10 protein-coding genes are annotated in these 15,615 nt (G+C 72.5%); 8 read left to right on the top strand and 2 right to left on the bottom strand.

The genetic code is table 11. The features are described from left to right. The 7 genes from ASD35_RS13750 to gshA all read left to right on the top strand — a co-directional run bounded on the left by ASD35_RS13750 (window position 1) and on the right by gshA (window position 11,306). Window positions 1-1,689, top strand: coding sequence for an ABC transporter ATP-binding protein (locus ASD35_RS13750; RefSeq protein WP_056875521.1), 1,689 nt, complete (start codon window positions 1-3; stop codon window positions 1,687-1,689). A 122-nt stretch (window positions 1,690-1,811) separates the two neighbouring features. Next, window positions 1,812-3,938, top strand: a complete 2,127-nt coding sequence (locus ASD35_RS13745; protein WP_157275557.1) for a diguanylate cyclase — start codon at window positions 1,812-1,814, stop codon at window positions 3,936-3,938. Next, window positions 3,935-5,974 carry a diguanylate cyclase gene (locus ASD35_RS13740; RefSeq protein ID WP_056875519.1) on the top strand — a complete coding sequence of 680 codons (2,040 nt, stop codon included), beginning with the start codon at window positions 3,935-3,937 and terminating at the stop codon, window positions 5,972-5,974. Before ASD35_RS13745 ends, ASD35_RS13740 begins: the two co-directional genes overlap by 4 nt. A 32-nt stretch (window positions 5,975-6,006) precedes the next feature. Next, on the top strand, window positions 6,007-7,008 hold the full coding sequence (locus ASD35_RS13735) for a tripartite tricarboxylate transporter substrate binding protein (RefSeq protein WP_157275592.1): 1,002 nt from the start codon (window positions 6,007-6,009) through the stop codon (window positions 7,006-7,008). A gap of 109 nt (window positions 7,009-7,117) precedes the next feature. Next, entirely contained in the window at window positions 7,118-8,104 is a 987-nt protein-coding gene (locus tag ASD35_RS13730) for a tripartite tricarboxylate transporter substrate binding protein (RefSeq protein ID WP_056875517.1), read from the top strand. Beyond that, entirely contained in the window at window positions 8,104-9,771 is a 1,668-nt protein-coding gene (locus ASD35_RS13725; protein WP_056875516.1) for a SulP family inorganic anion transporter, read from the top strand. The genes ASD35_RS13730 and ASD35_RS13725 overlap by 1 nt, the downstream gene beginning before the upstream one ends. Window positions 9,772-9,812: 41 nt before the next feature. After that, window positions 9,813-11,306: a glutamate--cysteine ligase gene (gene gshA / locus ASD35_RS13720; protein WP_056875515.1), complete on the top strand. Its 1,494-nt coding sequence runs from the start codon at window positions 9,813-9,815 to the stop codon at window positions 11,304-11,306. Here the strand turns inward: gshA and ASD35_RS13715 are convergent. Continuing rightward, on the bottom strand, window positions 11,303-13,468 hold the full coding sequence (locus ASD35_RS13715) for a bifunctional diguanylate cyclase/phosphodiesterase (RefSeq protein ID WP_056875514.1): 2,166 nt from the start codon (window positions 13,466-13,468) through the stop codon (window positions 11,303-11,305). The genes gshA and ASD35_RS13715 overlap by 4 nt on opposite strands. Before the next feature lie 211 nt (window positions 13,469-13,679). On the opposite strand from ASD35_RS13715, the gene ASD35_RS13710 reads away from it, so the two are divergent. After that, window positions 13,680-14,402, top strand: a complete 723-nt coding sequence (locus ASD35_RS13710; protein ID WP_056875513.1) for a YecA family protein — start codon at window positions 13,680-13,682, stop codon at window positions 14,400-14,402. On the opposite strand, the gene ASD35_RS13705 is transcribed toward ASD35_RS13710, so the two are convergent. After that, the gene (locus ASD35_RS13705) at window positions 14,329-15,600 is read right to left on the bottom strand and encodes an Hsp70 family protein (protein WP_056875512.1); all 1,272 of its coding nucleotides are present in this window, start codon (window positions 15,598-15,600) and stop codon (window positions 14,329-14,331) included. The genes ASD35_RS13710 and ASD35_RS13705 overlap by 74 nt on opposite strands. Between the last annotated feature and the right edge of the window lie 15 nt (window positions 15,601-15,615).

The following is a 15,615-nucleotide window of genomic DNA, read 5'->3' as shown; positions in this document are numbered from 1 at the left end:
ATGTTGCTCAGTATTCAAGACCTCAAGGTCGCCTTCCGCATGGGCAAGGCCGGCGGCGTCATGCAGCGCCAGCTGGCCGTCAAGGGCGTCAGCTTCGACGTGCCCGAGAACAGCACCGTGGCGCTGGTGGGCGAGTCGGGCTCGGGCAAGAGCGTGACGGCCATGTCCGTCCTCAACCTGCTGCCCAGCAATGCCGAGCGCGAAGGCCGCATCCTGTTCCAGGGCCGCGACCTGCTGCAGGCCAGCATGCGCGAGCTGCAGGCCATCCGCGGCAAGGACATCGCCTGCGTGTTCCAGGACCCGATGAGTTCGCTCAACCCGGTCTTCGACGTCGCCACGCAGATCAGCGAGCCCTTGCGCAAGCACTTGGGGCTCAGCCGCCGCCAGGCGCTGGTGCGCGCCGAGGAACTGCTGCACGAGGTCGGCATCCCCGAGCCCAGGCGGCGCCTGAAGGCCTATCCGCACGAGATGTCCGGCGGCCAGCAGCAGCGCGTGATGATCGCCGTGGCGCTGGCCTGTTCGCCCAAGCTGTTGATCGCCGACGAGCCGACGACGGCGCTGGACGTGACCATCCAGCGCCAGGTCATGGAGCTGATGGCGCGGCTCAAGGAATCGCACCGCATGAGCCTGCTGTTCATCTCGCACGACCTCGGCGTCGTCGGCGAGATCTCGGACCAGGTCGTCGTCATGCGCCATGGCCAGGTGCGCGAGAACGCGCCGGTCGCGCAGATCTTCAACGCCCCGCAGGACGCCTACACCAAGGCTCTGCTGGCGTGCCGCCCGTCGCTGTCTGACAACGCGCCGCGGCTGATGGTCATCGACGACCACATCGCGGGCCGCGCTGCCGGCAGCCCGGGCAAGGCCAAGGACCCCGACGCACCGGTGGTGCTGGAGGTCAGCGGCCTGAAGAAGAGCTTCTGGCTCAAGGACGGCCTGTTCGGCCGGCGCGAGTTCCAGGCGGTCAAGGGCGTCAGCTTCAAGCTGAAGCGCGGCCACACGCTGGGCGTCGTCGGCGAGTCCGGCTCGGGCAAGACGACCATGGGCCTGGCGCTGCTGCGGCTGCACGAGCAGACCGGCGGCACGATGAGCGGCCAGGCGCTGTTCGACGGCCGCGACCTGCTGACGCTGGGCGGTGCCGACTGGCAGCAGATGCGCCGCCGCATCCAGGTCGTGTTCCAGAACCCCTATGCCTCGCTGAACCCGCGCTTCACGATCGGCCAGACGCTGCGCGAGCCGATGGAGATCCACGGCATCGGCGCCAGCACGGCCGACCGCGAGGCGCGCGCCGTGGCGCTGCTGCAGAAGGTGGGCCTGGACGAGAGCGCGATGGCCAAGTACCCGCACGAGTTCTCGGGCGGCCAGCGCCAGCGCATCGCCATCGCCCGCTGCCTGACGCTGCAGCCCGAGGTGCTGGTGCTGGACGAGGCCGTGTCGGCGCTGGACGTGTCGGTGCAGGCCCAGGTGCTCAACCTGCTGAAGGACTTGCAGGACGAGTTCGGCCTCAGCTACATCTTCATCAGCCACGACCTGGCGGTCGTCAAGTTCATCGCCGACGAGGTGCTGGTGATGCAGAACGGCGACGTCGTCGAGCAGGCGCAGACGCAGGCGCTGATCGCCGCCCCGCGTGAGGAATACACGCGCCGCCTGCTCGGCGCCGTGCCGCGCGGCTACCAGGGCCAGGCCGGCTGAGGCCAACGCCTCGCTGCGCGTGCAATTTGGACGTTCCGCCGTCGCGGTGCCCGCGGCTTGCCGGCGGAAACGCGATGAAATGAGTGGACCCGGCGCCATCAATGCGTGCCGCTATTGCCGCGATGCTCCAACCTTTGGCTTCCCGTTCGACGCTGTGTGCAGCGCTGGCCGCGCTCGCGCTGGCGGCCGCCTGCTCGGACGGCGGCGAGGCCGGTGGGCGCGCCACGCGGGCAACGGCCGCCGCGGCCTCGGCGCCGGGCGATGCCAGCCTGGCCCAGGATTTCGAACGCCTGGAGCGTGCCGCACGGGCCAAGCCGGCCCTCTACGAGCAGCAGCTGCGCGCCCGCGCGGCCCGGTTGCCGGCGGGCAGCGCCGCGCAGCTCGACGCGCTGGCGCTGCGCGGCCTGCTGGCCGCCTATGCGCGTGACCGCCCGCTGTGCGACCAGATCGCGGAGCAGCTGCGCCAATGGCCGGCCGGCGCGCTGCGGGCCGACGCGGTCGTCGCGGCCGCCAACGTCAGCGCCGAGTACCTGGTCACCCAGGGCGACCTGCGCGAGGCGCGCCGGCTGCTGACCGCGGTGGACCCCCAGCAGCTGGGCGCCGCGGGGCTCGCCTTCCGCTGGCGCCACCACTACCAGCTCGCTGCCGTCACCAGCGACATCGGCGACCTCGACGCCGCGCTGACCGAAAGCCACAGCGCGCTGCGCCTGGCCGAGCAGCTCGGCCGGCCGTGGCGCGTGGCGGTGACGCTGTCGGACCTGGCCTTCACGACGCTGCGCGCCGACACGCCGGCGCGCGCCCGCCAGATCGTCGCGCAGGCGCTGGCCGAGGCGCTGAAGGACCCCGACCCGATGACGCTGAACCAGGTCCACACGATGCGCGGCATCGTGCATGCCGACGATGCGGACCAGTCCATCACGCTGCAGGCCACCTTGGATGCGCTGGAGGAGGCTACGCGCGCCGGCGCCGACGCCGTGCGCGCGACCGGCCTGGCCAACTTCGCCGACTACTACCTGCAGCACGCCCAGCCGGCGCGGGCGCTGGAGCTGGCCGGCCAGGCCCTGCCGCTGGCGCGCGCCACGGGCAACATCGGCGCCGAGAGCATCGCCCGCTCCAACATCGGGCTGGCCAAGATCGCGATGGGCCGCGTCGCCGAAGGCCGTGCGGACGTGCAGGCCGGCATCGCGTTGCTGGAGCGGCAGGGCGCGCTCGCCTACGCGTCGGGCAGCTGGAACGAACTGGCCGGCTACCTGGAGAAGGCCGGCGACCTGGCCGGCGCCTTCGGCGCCTACCGCGAGCACCGCCGCGTGGGCGAGCAGGTGTTGCGCGACGAGACACGCAAGCTGCTGCTGGAAGCCCAGGAGCGCCAGGACGCCGAGCAGCGCGCCCGCGACATCGAGCTGCTCAACCGCGACAACGCGCTCAAGTCCGAGCAGGTCCACCAGCACAACCTGGCGCTGATGCTCTGGGCCGCGCTGGGTGGCTGCGTGGCGGCGTCGCTGGGCCTGCTCTACCAGGCCTTCCGGCGCGTGCGCCGCACCAACGAGGCGCTGGCGCACAGCAATGCGTCGCTGAAGCGCCAGAGCGAGACCGACCCGCTGACCGGCCTGGCCAACCGCCGCCATTTCCAGGCCGCCATCAAGAGCCTGTCAGGCCCCGAGGGGCTGACGGCCAGCGTCTTCCTCGTCGACGTGGACCACTTCAAGCGCATCAACGACAGCTTCGGCCACTCCGCCGGCGACGCCGTCCTCGTCGAGATCGCGCGGCGGCTGCGCGAAGCGGTGCGCGACGACGACCTCATCGTGCGCTGGGGCGGCGAGGAGTTCCTCATCGTCGCCCGCACCCGCGAGGGCCTGTTCGCGCCGCAGCTCGCCCAGCGCCTGCTCGACCTGATCGGCGGCAGGCCCGTCGCCCACGCGGGCCGCGACATCCCCGTCACCGCCTCCGTCGGCTTCGTCAGCCTGCCGGTGCCGCCGCACGGCCTGCGCTTGTCGTGGGAGCGTGCCATCGACCTCGTCGACACCGTGCTCTACCTCGCCAAGGGCCATGGCCGCAACAAGGCCTATGGCGTCGAGCGCATCGATGCTGCCGACGCCATCGCCGCGGCCCAGCTGACGGCGCGCCTGGAGGCCGCCTGGAGCGAAGGCCGGGTCGGCCTGCTGGCGCTGAGCGGCCCCGGCGTGGCCACGGCGCCGTCCGCCAGCGCCGTGCCCTCCCTCGACGGCGGCCCGCGGCCGGCCAACGCATGAGAGCCGCCCTGATCGCCTTCGTGCTGCTGCTGCTGGCCGCTGCGGCGTCACCGGCCGCGCCCGCCGCTGACCTCCGGACCGACCTTCTGGCCGAGCGCAGCCTGCTGGCCACCCTCACGCGCCGCGCCTTCGACGACCCCGACGCCATGCGGGCCGAGCTGGACCGCCGCTGGCCCGCAGACATGACGCCCGCACGCGAGGCCGCCTGGCTGCTGGCGCGCGGCCGCGTGCTGCTGGCCGGCGGCCAGACCGATGCGGCCGATGCCGTTGCGGTGCAGCTGTTGTCGCACGAGGGCGGCGTCGACCGCAGCTGGGTGCTGCGCGCGCTGATCCAGGAGCGCCTGGGCAAGCCCGCCGGCGCGCTGGCCGCGCGCGCGCTGACGGGCCTGGACAAGCACTGCCCGGCCGGCGACGAGGTGCGCGCCGTGGAGGTGCTGGACTGCGATGTCCAAAGCGCCTGGGAGGCGCTGCGCCTGCTGCACCGCCAGCAGTACGCCCAGGGCGCCTTCATCGACGCCGAGGCCAGCCTGCGCCGCGCGCTCGCGCTGGCCCGCGCCGGCAAGGACCGGCATCTCGCGGCGCTCGCCCACGGCATGCTGGCCGGCGTGCTGCAGACCCGGGAGCATGGCGACGCGGCCCGCGCCGAGATTCGCGCGGCACTGGCCGAGGCCCAGGGCGACCTGGTCGCAAGCGCCCGCGTGCGCAACTACGAAGGCGTCGTCGAGCACCGCGCCGGCAACCGCGAAGGCGCGCGCGACGCGCTGGATGTCGCCCTGCAGCTGGCCGCGCAGGCCGACGCGCCCCACCTGACCGCCATCCTGCAGTCCAACCAGGTGGACGCCCTGATGCGCCAGGGCTTGCTGAAGGAGGCCCTGGTCACCGGCCAGCGGGCGATGCCCGTGCTGCAGCGCTTCCGCGATCGGCTCTTCGAACGCGGCCTGCACCACAACCTCGCCCTCGCCCACATCAAGCTGCGCCAGTTCGACGCGGCACGCCAGGAGCTCGCCCGGGTCGGCGAGTTCGGCGCCGACCCGGCCGAACTGGTGCCGCGCGCCCGGGAACTGCGCGAGCTCAGCGACAGCTGGGCCGAGGCGGGCCAGTACAAGGAGGCGCTGGCCGCCTTCCACGCCGAGCGCGAGCTCAATGCGAAGAGCAACGAGCGCAATCGCGCCAGCGCGCTCGAGGAGCTGCGCCGCAAGTACGACAGCGCCGCCAGGCAGCGTGACCTCGACCTCTTGGCGCGCGACGGCCAGCTCAAGGACCAGCAGCTCGAGAACCGCCGGCTCGCGACCCAGCTGGGCATCGCCGTCGGCGCGCTGCTGCTGCTGTCGAGCGCGCTGATCGGCCTCACGCTGCTGCGCATGCGCCGGGCGCAGGCGCGGCTGACGGCCAACCAGCGCCTGTTGCGCGCGCAAAGCGAGCGCGACCCGCTGACCGACCTGTCCAACCGCCGCCATTTCCTGGCCGTCATGGACCAGCGGGCGCGCGAGATGCGGTCCGAGGGCTTCCAGGGCGCGCTGATGATGATCGACATCGATCACTTCAAGAACGTCAACGACCAGCATGGCCATGCGGCCGGCGACGCTGTCATCGTCGAGGTCGGCCGGCGCATCAGCGCCGCGGTGCGCGACACCGACCTGGTGGTGCGCTGGGGCGGCGAGGAGTTCCTGGTCTTCGCGCCCGAGCGGCCCGGCAACGACCTGGCCCTGATGGCCGAGCGCGTGCTGCGCAGCATCGGCAGCGAAGCGATCACCACGCCCGACGGCCCGCTGCGCATCACGGCCTCGGTCGGCTTCGCCAGCTTCCCGCTGGGCGGCAGTGGCGGCTCCGCGCTGCGCCTGCATTGGGAGCAGGCCGTCAACTGGGCCGACATGGTGCTCTACAAGGCCAAGTCCGAGGGCCGCAACCGCGGCGTCGGCATCGCCGCCGTCGAGGCGGTGGACGCCGACACGCTGGCCGCCATCCTGCAGGACTTCGACGCCGCCTGCCTGCACGGCCAGGTGCGGCTCACCGTGCTGCTCGGGCCGCAGGGCTGAGCCGGTACAGCGATGCGCAAATGGCCACCGACATGACGCCGATCCCGCGCCGCAGCCTGCTGTTGTGGCTGGCCGCTGCCGGCGCCCCTGTCGCGTCGGCGCAGCCCTTGGCCGCGTGGCCGACGCGGCCGTTGCGCATCGTCGTGCCCTACCCGCCGGGTGGCGCGGCCGACCTGGCCGCGCGCCTGCTCGCACCCGAGCTGCAGCGTGGCCTGGGCCAGCCGGTCGTCATCGAGAACCGGCCCGGTGCCGACGGCAACATCGGCAGCGCCGAGGTCGCCGTCGCCAGCGACGGCCACACGCTGCTGATGGGCAGCGTCAGCACGCACGCCATCAACCCGCTGCTGTCGCGCCGCTTGCCGTATGACGCGGTGAAGGACTTCGCGCCCGTCAGCCTGATCGCGACGATGCCGCTGGTGCTGGTCATCAACCCGGCCATCGCCCAGAAGCTGGGCATACGCCGGCTCGCCGACCTCGTGCACGCCGCCAGCGCCCAGCCGGGCCGGCTGCACATCGCCTCGGGCGGCAACGGCAACCCCTCCCACCTGGCCGGCGAACTCTTCAAGCGCCTGACCGAGACCTACATGCTGCATTTCCCCTACCGCAGCCCGGCCTCGGCCCAGCAGGACGTCATCGCCGGCAACATGGACTTGATGTTTGACTTCCTGCCCGCGGCGCTGCCGCAGATCCGCGCCGGCAAGCTGCTGCCGCTGGCCGTGACGAGTTCGCGGCGCATCCCCGGCCTGCCCGACCTGCCCACCGTCGAGGAGGCCGGCGGCACGGCGCTGAAGGGCTACGAGGCCAGCGCCTGGATCGGCCTGTTCGCGCCCAGCAGCCAGCCGGCCGAGCAGCTCGCCCGGCTGGAGCGCGACACGGTTGCGGCGCTGTCGGCCGCCCCGCTGCGCGAGCGCCTGACGGCCCGCGGCATGCTGATGCCGGGCAGCGGCGGCGCGGAGTTCGCCGCCCTCATCGCCGCCGAAACCACCAAGTGGGCACGTGTGGTGCAGCTGTCTGGCATCAAGGTCGATAGGTAGAGTAGGCCTCTCGCCCGATCTTGCCCTGCTGAACGCGGGCGAGCACATCGCCAGGCGGGCCGGCTTGAGGCGGCCCTCGGCCCGGATACGAAAGCCAGAGGAGATCGCCATGACGCTGAACCGCCGCAAGATCTGCAGCTTGGCCGGCGCCTTGTCGCTGCCTGCCATGGCCCAGCCCGCCTGGCCGGCCAAGCTCATCCGTCTCGTCGTGCCCTTCACGCCCGGCGGCACGACCGACCTGCTGGCGCGCGCGATGGCGCCCGAGCTGCAGCAGCGCCTGGGCCAGGCGGTCGTCGTCGACAACAAGCCTGGCGCGGGCGGCAACATCGGTGCTGCGGAGGTTGCCAAGGCCACCGACGGCCACACGCTGCTGATGGGCACCGTGGGCACGCATGCGATCAATGCGGCCCTCTACCCCAAGCTGCCCTACGACCCGCTGAAGGACTTCGCGCCCGTCACGCTGGTCGCGGCGGTGCCCAACGTGCTGGTGCTCAACCCCGCCAATGCCGAGCGCCACGGCATCAAGAGCGTGGCGGACCTGATCCGCGTCGCCCGCACCCATCCCGGCAAGCTCAACATGGCGTCCAGTGGCAACGGCACCTCCATCCATCTGGCCGGCGAGCTGTTCAAGACGATGACGGGCAGCTTCATGCTGCACTTTCCCTACCGCGGCTCCGGCCCCGCGCTGCTGGACCTGATCGCCGGCAACACCGACCTGATGTTCGACAACCTGCCCTCGGCGCTGCCGCACATCAAGTCGGGCAAGCTGCTGGCCCTGGCCGTCACCAGCGCCCAGCGCAGCCCGGCGGTGCCCGAGCTGCCGACCGTCGCCGAGGCCGGCGGCGCACAGCTGGCCGGTTATGAGGCCAGCTCGTGGTTCGGGCTGCTGGCGCCCGCCGGCCAGCCGGCCGAGCAGGTGGCCCGCCTGCAACGCGAGGCCGCCGCGGCGCTGAACACGCCGGCGCTGCGCGAGCGCATGGCCGGGCAGGGCGCCGTGGCCGGTGGCGGCTCGTCGGCGGAGTTCGCGGCGCTGATCGCCAGCGAGACGGCCAAGTGGGCCAAGGTCGTGAAGGTCTCGGGGGCCAAGGTCGACTGATGCGCCTGCCGTCCACCTGGCGCGCGGACCTGCTTGCCGGCGCCGTCGTCGCCGTGTTGCTGATCCCGCAAAGCCTGGCCTACGCGATGCTGGCGGGCCTGCCGCCGCAGGTGGGCCTGTACGCCAGCCTGCTGCCGCTGCTGGCCTATGCCGCCTTGGGCTCCAGCCCGGTGCTGGGCCTGGGGCCAGTGGCGGTGCTGGCGCTGATGATCGCGCAGGCCCTGGCCGGGCTGCCGGCGGGCGTGCCGGCGGAAGCGGGTGCGCTGGTGCTCGCGGCCGAGGTGGGGCTGCTGCTCGGGGCCGCCGCGTTGCTGCGGCTGGACGCGCTGTCCAGCCTGCTGTCGGTGCCGGCGCTGCGCGGCTTCGAGAACGGCGCGACGCTGATGATCGCGGCCAGCCAGGTGCCGGTGCTGCTGGGCAGCGCGGCGGTGGGGTTCACGCTGCCGGACCTGCTGCTGTCCGCGCGGCACGGCGGCTTCGTCATCGCGAGCGCTGCATGGGGTGGCGCCGCGGTGGCCTTGCTGCTGCTGTCGCGCCGCGCCGGCCCGCGGCTGTTGGCGCGGCTGGCGCCGCTGGGGCTGCTCGTCGCGGCGATGGCGCTGTCGGCCTTCACGCCGACGGCCGCCGGCGTGGCCCAGGTCGGTGCGCTGCCGTCGCTGGCCCTGCCGTTGGGCCTGCCGTCGCTGGACAAGGCGCTGTGGCTGCAGCTGCTGCCGCCGGCCGCGTTGATCGCGCTGATGGCCTTCGTGTCCAGCCTGGCGGTGTCCGAATCCCTGGCCCAGCGTCGCGGCGAGAAGCTGCTGCCCGCGGCCGAGCTGCGCGGCCTGGCGGCGGCCAACGTCGTCGCCGCGCTGAGCGGCGGCATGCCGGTGGCCGGCAGCTTCTCGCGCAGCATCCTGCTGCACGAGGCCGGTTCGCGAAGCCGCTGGACGCTGGTCTTCGTCGCCGCCTTCATGCTGCTGGCGATGCTGTTGCTGGCCGTCCCGCTGGCCCACCTGCCCAAGCCGGTGCTGGCGGCGACCATCGTCGTGGCCGTGCTGGGCGGCTTCACGCTGCGCCATTACGGCGAGGCCTGGCGCTATGCGCGCGCCGAGGGCCTGCTGATGATGGCCGTCACGGCGACCGTGCTGCTGTGGAGCGTCGGCGCGGCGCTGGCGCTGGGCGTCGTCGGGTCCATCGCGCTGCTCATCCAGCGCACCGCGCGGCCGCACATGGCGCGCATCGGCCGCGTGCCCGGCACCCAGCATTACCGCAACGTCGAGCGCTATGCCGTCGAATGCCAGGCCGAGGTGGTCGGGCTGCGCATCGACGAGAGCCTGGTGTTCACGAACGCCCGCGGCCTGGCCGACGTGGCGCTGGCCCTTGTGCGCGAGCACCGCGAGAAGGTCGGCGTACCGCGGCGCGTGCTGATGCTGATGGCGCCGGTCAACCACATCGACGTGTCCGGCCTCGTGGCGCTGCAGGAGCTGCATGCCGCGCTGGCGGCCGAGGGGCTGCGGCTGGAGTTCTCGGAGGTGAAGGGCCCCGTGCTGGACCGCCTTAAGGCCATTGGCTGGCTGGAGCGGCATGACGTTTCCCTCTACCTCAGCCACCACGACGGCATCCAGGCCGGCCAACATGACCTGAAGCCCAGCCTGGCCGACATGGACGCGCCTGGGCAGCTGTAGCCGGCATCTGCTACCGTGTCGCGCCCTGCTGCCCAACCGCCATGGACGACAAAGAGACATTGCTCGGCATCCGCCGGGGCATCGAGAAGGAAAGCCTGCGCGCCCTGCCCGGTGGCGGGCTGGCGCTGACGCCGCATCCCATCGCCCTCGGCTCCGCGCTGACGCACCCGCACATCACGACCGACTACAGCGAGTCGCAGCTGGAACTGATCACCGGCGTGCATGCCGGCGTGGACGCCGTCCTTGGCGAGCTGACCGAGATCCACCAGGCCGTGTATCGCGCGCTGGCCGACGAGCGGCTGTGGGTCAGCTCCATGCCCTGCGGCCTGCCGACCGACGAGACCATCCCCATCGGCCGCTACGGCTCCAGCAACGTCGGCCGCGCCAAGAGCGTCTACCGCATGGGCCTGGGCCAGCGCTACGGCCGGCGCATGCAGACGATCTCGGGCATCCACTACAACTGGTCGCTGCCCGGCGTGTCGACCGAGGGCTACTTCGGCGCCATCCGCAATTTCCGCCGCGAAGGCTGGCTGCTGCTGTACCTGTTCGGTGCCAGCCCGGCGCTGTGCGACAGCTTCGTGCACGGCCGCGAGCACGGCCTGGAGCGGTTGTCCGAGCACAGCCTGTACCTGCCGCATGCCACCTCGCTGCGCATGGGGCGCCTGGGCTACCAGAGCGACGCGCAGGCCAGCATCGCCGTCAGCTACAACTGCCTGGAGAGCTACGCCGCGTCGCTGCAGGCCGCGCTGAGCCAGCCCTATCCGGCGTACGAGGCCATCGGCGTGCAGACGCCCGGCGGCGACTACAACCAGCTGTCCACCAGCCTGCTGCAGATCGAGAACGAGTTCTACAGCACCATCCGCGCCAAGCGCGTGATCCGCTCCGGCGAGCGCCCGCTGCATGCGCTGCGCGAGCGCGGCGTCGAGTACATCGAGGTGCGGCTGATGGACCTGGACCCCTTCGAGCCGGTCGGCATCGGCGCCGACGCCATCCGCGTGCTGGACGCCTTCCTGCTGCACTGCCTGAAGAGCGACAGCCCCGATGACACGCCGGACGAGATCGCTGCGAACGCGCGCAACCAGCACCGCGTCGCCGCGCGCGGCCGCGAGCCGGGGCTGGTGCTGGAGCACTGGCAGGGCGGCGAGCGCAGCCTGCAGGACTGGGCCGGCGAGATCCTGGCCGGCTGCGCGGCCCACGCCGAGGCGCTGGACGCAGCTCATGGCGGCAACGCCTACCGCGCGGCGCTCAAGCGCGTGGCCGAGCGTTTGAAGCATCCCGAGCTGTGCCCGTCGGCGCGCGTGCTGGCCGTCATGGCGCAGGACTTCGACAACAGCCACGTCGGCTTCATCCGCCACCAGAGCGACGCGACCCGCGCGGCGCTGCTGGCCCTGCCTTTCCCGGATGAACTGCAGCGCCGCTTCGAGAAGCTGGCCGCCGAGTCACTGGCCGAGCAGGCCCGCATCGAAGCGGCGGACACGATGGACTTCGAGGAGTTCCGGCGCCATTACGTCGCGCCGGAGCGGATGAAGGTCTAAACGCCCGCGCCCGTTTCAAGCCAACCGTAGACGGACGAGCTGAAGCGCAGCTGGGAGTTGGCGGCGTCATGGCCGCGGGCCCAGCGGGTCAGCGCCTCGGCCGGCATGGGCCGCGCGAACAGGAAGCCCTGCAGCTTGTCGCAACGCTTGCCGCGCAGCACCTCGGCCTGCCCTTCGGTCTCGACGCCTTCGGCCACCACCTGCAGGCTCAGCGCATGGGCCAGCTCGATGACGGCCTTGACGATGGCGCGGGCGTCGGCGCTGGTCTCCAAGTCCTGGATGAAGCTGCGGTCGATCTTCAGCTGCGACACCGGCAGGCGGCGCAGGTAGGCCAGGCTGGAGTAGCCGGTGCCGAAGTCGTCGATGGACAGCGACAGGCCCAGCGTGGCCAGGCGCTGCAGCGCGCGCTCGGTGGCCGCGGCGTCGTCCATCGCGACGGATTCGGTGATCTCGCAGGTCAGCTGGCGGGCGTCGACGCCGTGCGCGGCGATGGCCTCCTCGAAGCGCCGCACCAGCGCGTCGGGCTGGCGCAGCTGCTGCACCGACAGGTTGACGGCCACGCGCATCTGCAGCCCTTCGTCGCGCCAGGCGGCCAGCTGGCGGCACGACTCCTTGATGACCCAGTCGCCCAGCGGCACGATGAGGCCGAAGCGCTCGGCCACCGGGATGAAGACGCCCGGGCCGACCGCGCCGCGCCGCGGGTGCTGCCAGCGCAGCAGCGCCTCGACGCCGGCGACCTCGCCCTCCGCGGTGGCCACCTTGGGTTGGTAGTGCAGGGCCAGCCGCCCGCTGCCGGGCTCGCGAGCCAGGGCGGCGCGCAGGTCGTGGGCCAGCTCCACCTGCTCGCGCACGCCGGCCTGCATGTGGGCCTCGAAGAAGGCGAAGCCGTTGCCGCCGGCGCGCTTGACCGACTGCGCCGCGGAATCGGCCTGGGCGATCAAGACCTCGCCGGGGCCCTCGCCGCCGTACAGCGCGATGCCGATCGAGGCCGACAGGCGCAGCGGCTGGTTGGCGGCACCGGGCACGCCGTGCATGGGCTCGGCCAGCGCGTCCAGCAGGCGCTGGGCGATCTGCGCCAGCGTGGCATCGGCGGCCTCGCCCTCCAGCAGCAGCACGAACTCGTCCGCGGCCAGCCGCGCCAGCGTGTCGTGGCCGCGCGCCAGGCCTTGCAGGCGGCGGGCGGCCTCGCGCAGCACCTCGTCGCCGGCGGCCAGGCCGAAGCTGTCGTTGATGGGCTTGAAGCCGTCCAGGTTGACCGTCAGCAGCGCCAGGCGGCTGCCGTCGCGCTGGCCGCGCGCGGCGGCGTGCTGCAGGCGGTCGTTCAGCAGCTGACGGTTGGCCAGGCCGGTCAGCGCGTCGCGCAGCGCGATCTCATGCAGCTCCGTCGTGGCGGCGTGCAACGACTGCTGCAGCCGGCTGCTGCGACGCTCGCCGCGCGCGTCCAGCGCCGAGGTGAACAGCGTCAGCAGCAGCAGCGCGAAGGTGGCGCCGGCGACCAGGGTGCCGAGGTTGTCGCCGCGCAGCGCATCGGCGCTCAGGCAGACCGACGCGGCGTCGATGCCGGCGGCCGCCATGCCGGTGTAGTGCATGCCCGCGACGGCCGCGCCCATGACGAGGGCGGCCGCGAGCTGGCCCCAGCGCGCCCAGGCGCGCGGCAGCCGGCGCAGCCAGAAGAAGATGTACAGCGCCGCCGCCGCCGCGCCGGCGGCCACCGCGGCCGAGGCGGCCACCAGGTCCCAGCGCCAGCGAACGCCCGGCGCCAACACCAGCGCGGCCATGCCGGTGTAGTGCATGGCGCAGATGCCCGCGCCCATGCTGACGGCGCCGACGGCCAGGCGCGTCGGTGTCAGCCGGTCCTGGGCCGCCACGCGCAGCGCGATCGCCGATGCGCCCACGGCGGCCAGCCAGCTCAGCAGCGTGATGCCGGTGTCGTAGCCGGCGGCGAACGGCAGCTTCAGCGCCAGCATGCCGACGAAGTGCATGGCCCAGATGCCCGTGCCCATGGACAGCGAGCCGGCGATCCACCAGCTGCGCGCCACCGCCCGGTCGGGCGTGCGCACGCGCTGGGCCAGGTCGAGCGCCACATAGGACGCGAAAACGGCGGTGAGGTAGGACAGCACGACGACCGCGGGATCGAAGCGCAGCGCGAGGTCGGCGGGCATGCCGTCAGTATCGAAGCGCAAGCGGGGTTTGCGGCGTGGCGCAAACGGCAGGCCCGTGAAGGGATGACGCCCGACACAAAAAAAGACCCGGTCAGCAAGCTGCCGGGCCTGGAAGCCCCCGGGTGGGGGCGTCGTTGGGAAGAGGCACTTTAGGCCGTGCCTCCGGGGCGTGTGCAGGCAATATTCACTGGCGGCTGCCGATAATCCCGTCATGACCGCCCCCTTGCACCGCGCCACCGAAGCCCTGTCCGAAGCCGACCTGGAGCGCCTGCAGGCGCTGCTCGATGCGCTGCCGGCGCCGCTGGAGCCGCTGGACGTCAGCATGGTGGACGGCTACCTGTGCGGCGTTCTGCTGCAGCCCGAGGCCGTGCCGCTGGAGCGCTGGCTGCCGCCCATCTTCGACACGAACCATGAGCCCCCAACCCCCCAGGGGGGCGCTGCCGGCCTCGGGAGCGGCCCAGCGGCCGGCGGCCGGCCCATGCCGGCGCGCATCAACGACGAGCTGATCGCGCTGCTGCGCCGCCGCCACAAGGAACTCAACCTCGCCATCGTCGGCCGCCAGTGGTTCGACCCCTGGGTGTTCGAGCTCGACGAGGACGCCAGCCCCAGCGAGACCGTGCTGCCCTGGGTGGCCGGCTTTGCGCACGCGCTGGACGCCCATCCGGCGCTGATGAAGCTGCCCGAGGAGCCGCTGCTGGAGCCGCTGGCCGCGATCTACCTGCACCTGGACCCGGACGACCTGGAAGACGCCGACACGCTGCTGGAGGAGATCGAGGCGCTGGAGCCGCCGGCCGATCTGGAACAGGCGGTCGAGGGGCTGGTCAGCGCGGTGCTGATGCTGGCGGACGTTTCGCGCCCGCTCAAGCCGCAGCAAAAAGCCGCTGGGCGTGCAGGCCCAGGCCGGTCGCGACCGAGGCAAAGCGGTCGCCGGTGACGCGCGCCGCCTGCGGGAAGCCGGCGGCCATGCCGTCCACCAGCAGGCGCAGCCCGGTCGAGCCGCCGGTGAAGTAGAGCGCATCGACCTGGTCGGCCTTCAGGCCCGCCAGGGCCACGGTCTCATGGGCGGTGGCGATGATGCGGTCGAGATCGGCGCGCAGCGCGTCCACCGCCAGCCGTTCGCTCAGCGGCAGCACCAGGCCGCGCTCGACATGGCTGAGGTCCACCGTCGTGTCGGCGCCGCCCGAGACGGCGATCTTGGCGCCCTCGGCGCGCGCGGCCAGTTCGTGGCCCAGGCGTTCCTCCAGCACCGTCATCAGCCGCGCATGCTGGCGCACGTCGTTGAACCAGCTCTTCATGCCGCGCCACTCGGCCACGCGCAGCGGCGCGTAGCAGGTGTTGATGAGGTGCCAGGTGCCCAGGTCGAAGTAGATGCCGCTGGGCACCTCGCGGCCGGTGGGCCCGAGCGCCCGGTAGCCGAATTCGGGCAGCAGGCCGGCCAGCTCGATGTGGCGGTCGAAGTCGGTGCCGGCGATGTGCACGCCGTGGCTGGCCAGGATGTCGTCGCGGCGCGCCAGGCGCTGCATGCGCTCGGGGCCGACGCGCACCAGCGAGAAGTCGCTCGTGCCGCCGCCGATGTCGGCCACCAGCACGATCTGCTCGCGCGTGGCCCGCTGCTCGAAGTCGAACGCCGCGGCGATGGGCTCGTATTGGAAATGCACCTCCTCGAAGCCGACGGCGCGGGCGCAGGCCTCCAGCTGCGTCTGCGCGGCGGCATCGCGCTCGGGCTCGCCGTCGACGAAGAACACCGGCCGGCCCAGCACGGCCCGCGGCGGCTCGCCGGCCAGGCGGCGCAGGCGCTTCAGGTAGCCGGCGACGATGTCCGAGTACTTCGCACCGCGGCCGCCGCCGACGTCGGTGGTCTGCGCGATCAGCGGCGAGCCGAGGATGCTCTTCATCGAGCGCATCAGCCGGCCGTCGTGGCCGTCCACATAGGCCGCGACGGCGGCGCGGCCGAAGGCGCGCGGCGGGCCGTCGGCGTCGTGCCGGCCTTCGGCGAAATAGAAGACGGCGGTCGGCATGGTGCGCTGACCGGGTTCGAGTTCGATCAGGCGCATCGTGCCTGCATCAGGCACGGCGACCGCCGAGTTGGACGTGCCGAAGTCGATGGCGCAAAAGCGGGGTGCGGCATTCATGGCGCGTTTCGTGTC

Source organism: Pelomonas sp. Root1444, assembly GCF_001426885.1.
GTDB lineage: Bacteria > Pseudomonadota > Gammaproteobacteria > Burkholderiales > Burkholderiaceae_C > Pelomonas.
Note: the sequence above shows the minus strand (reverse complement) of the source record. Positions and strands in the feature narration are given on the sequence as shown.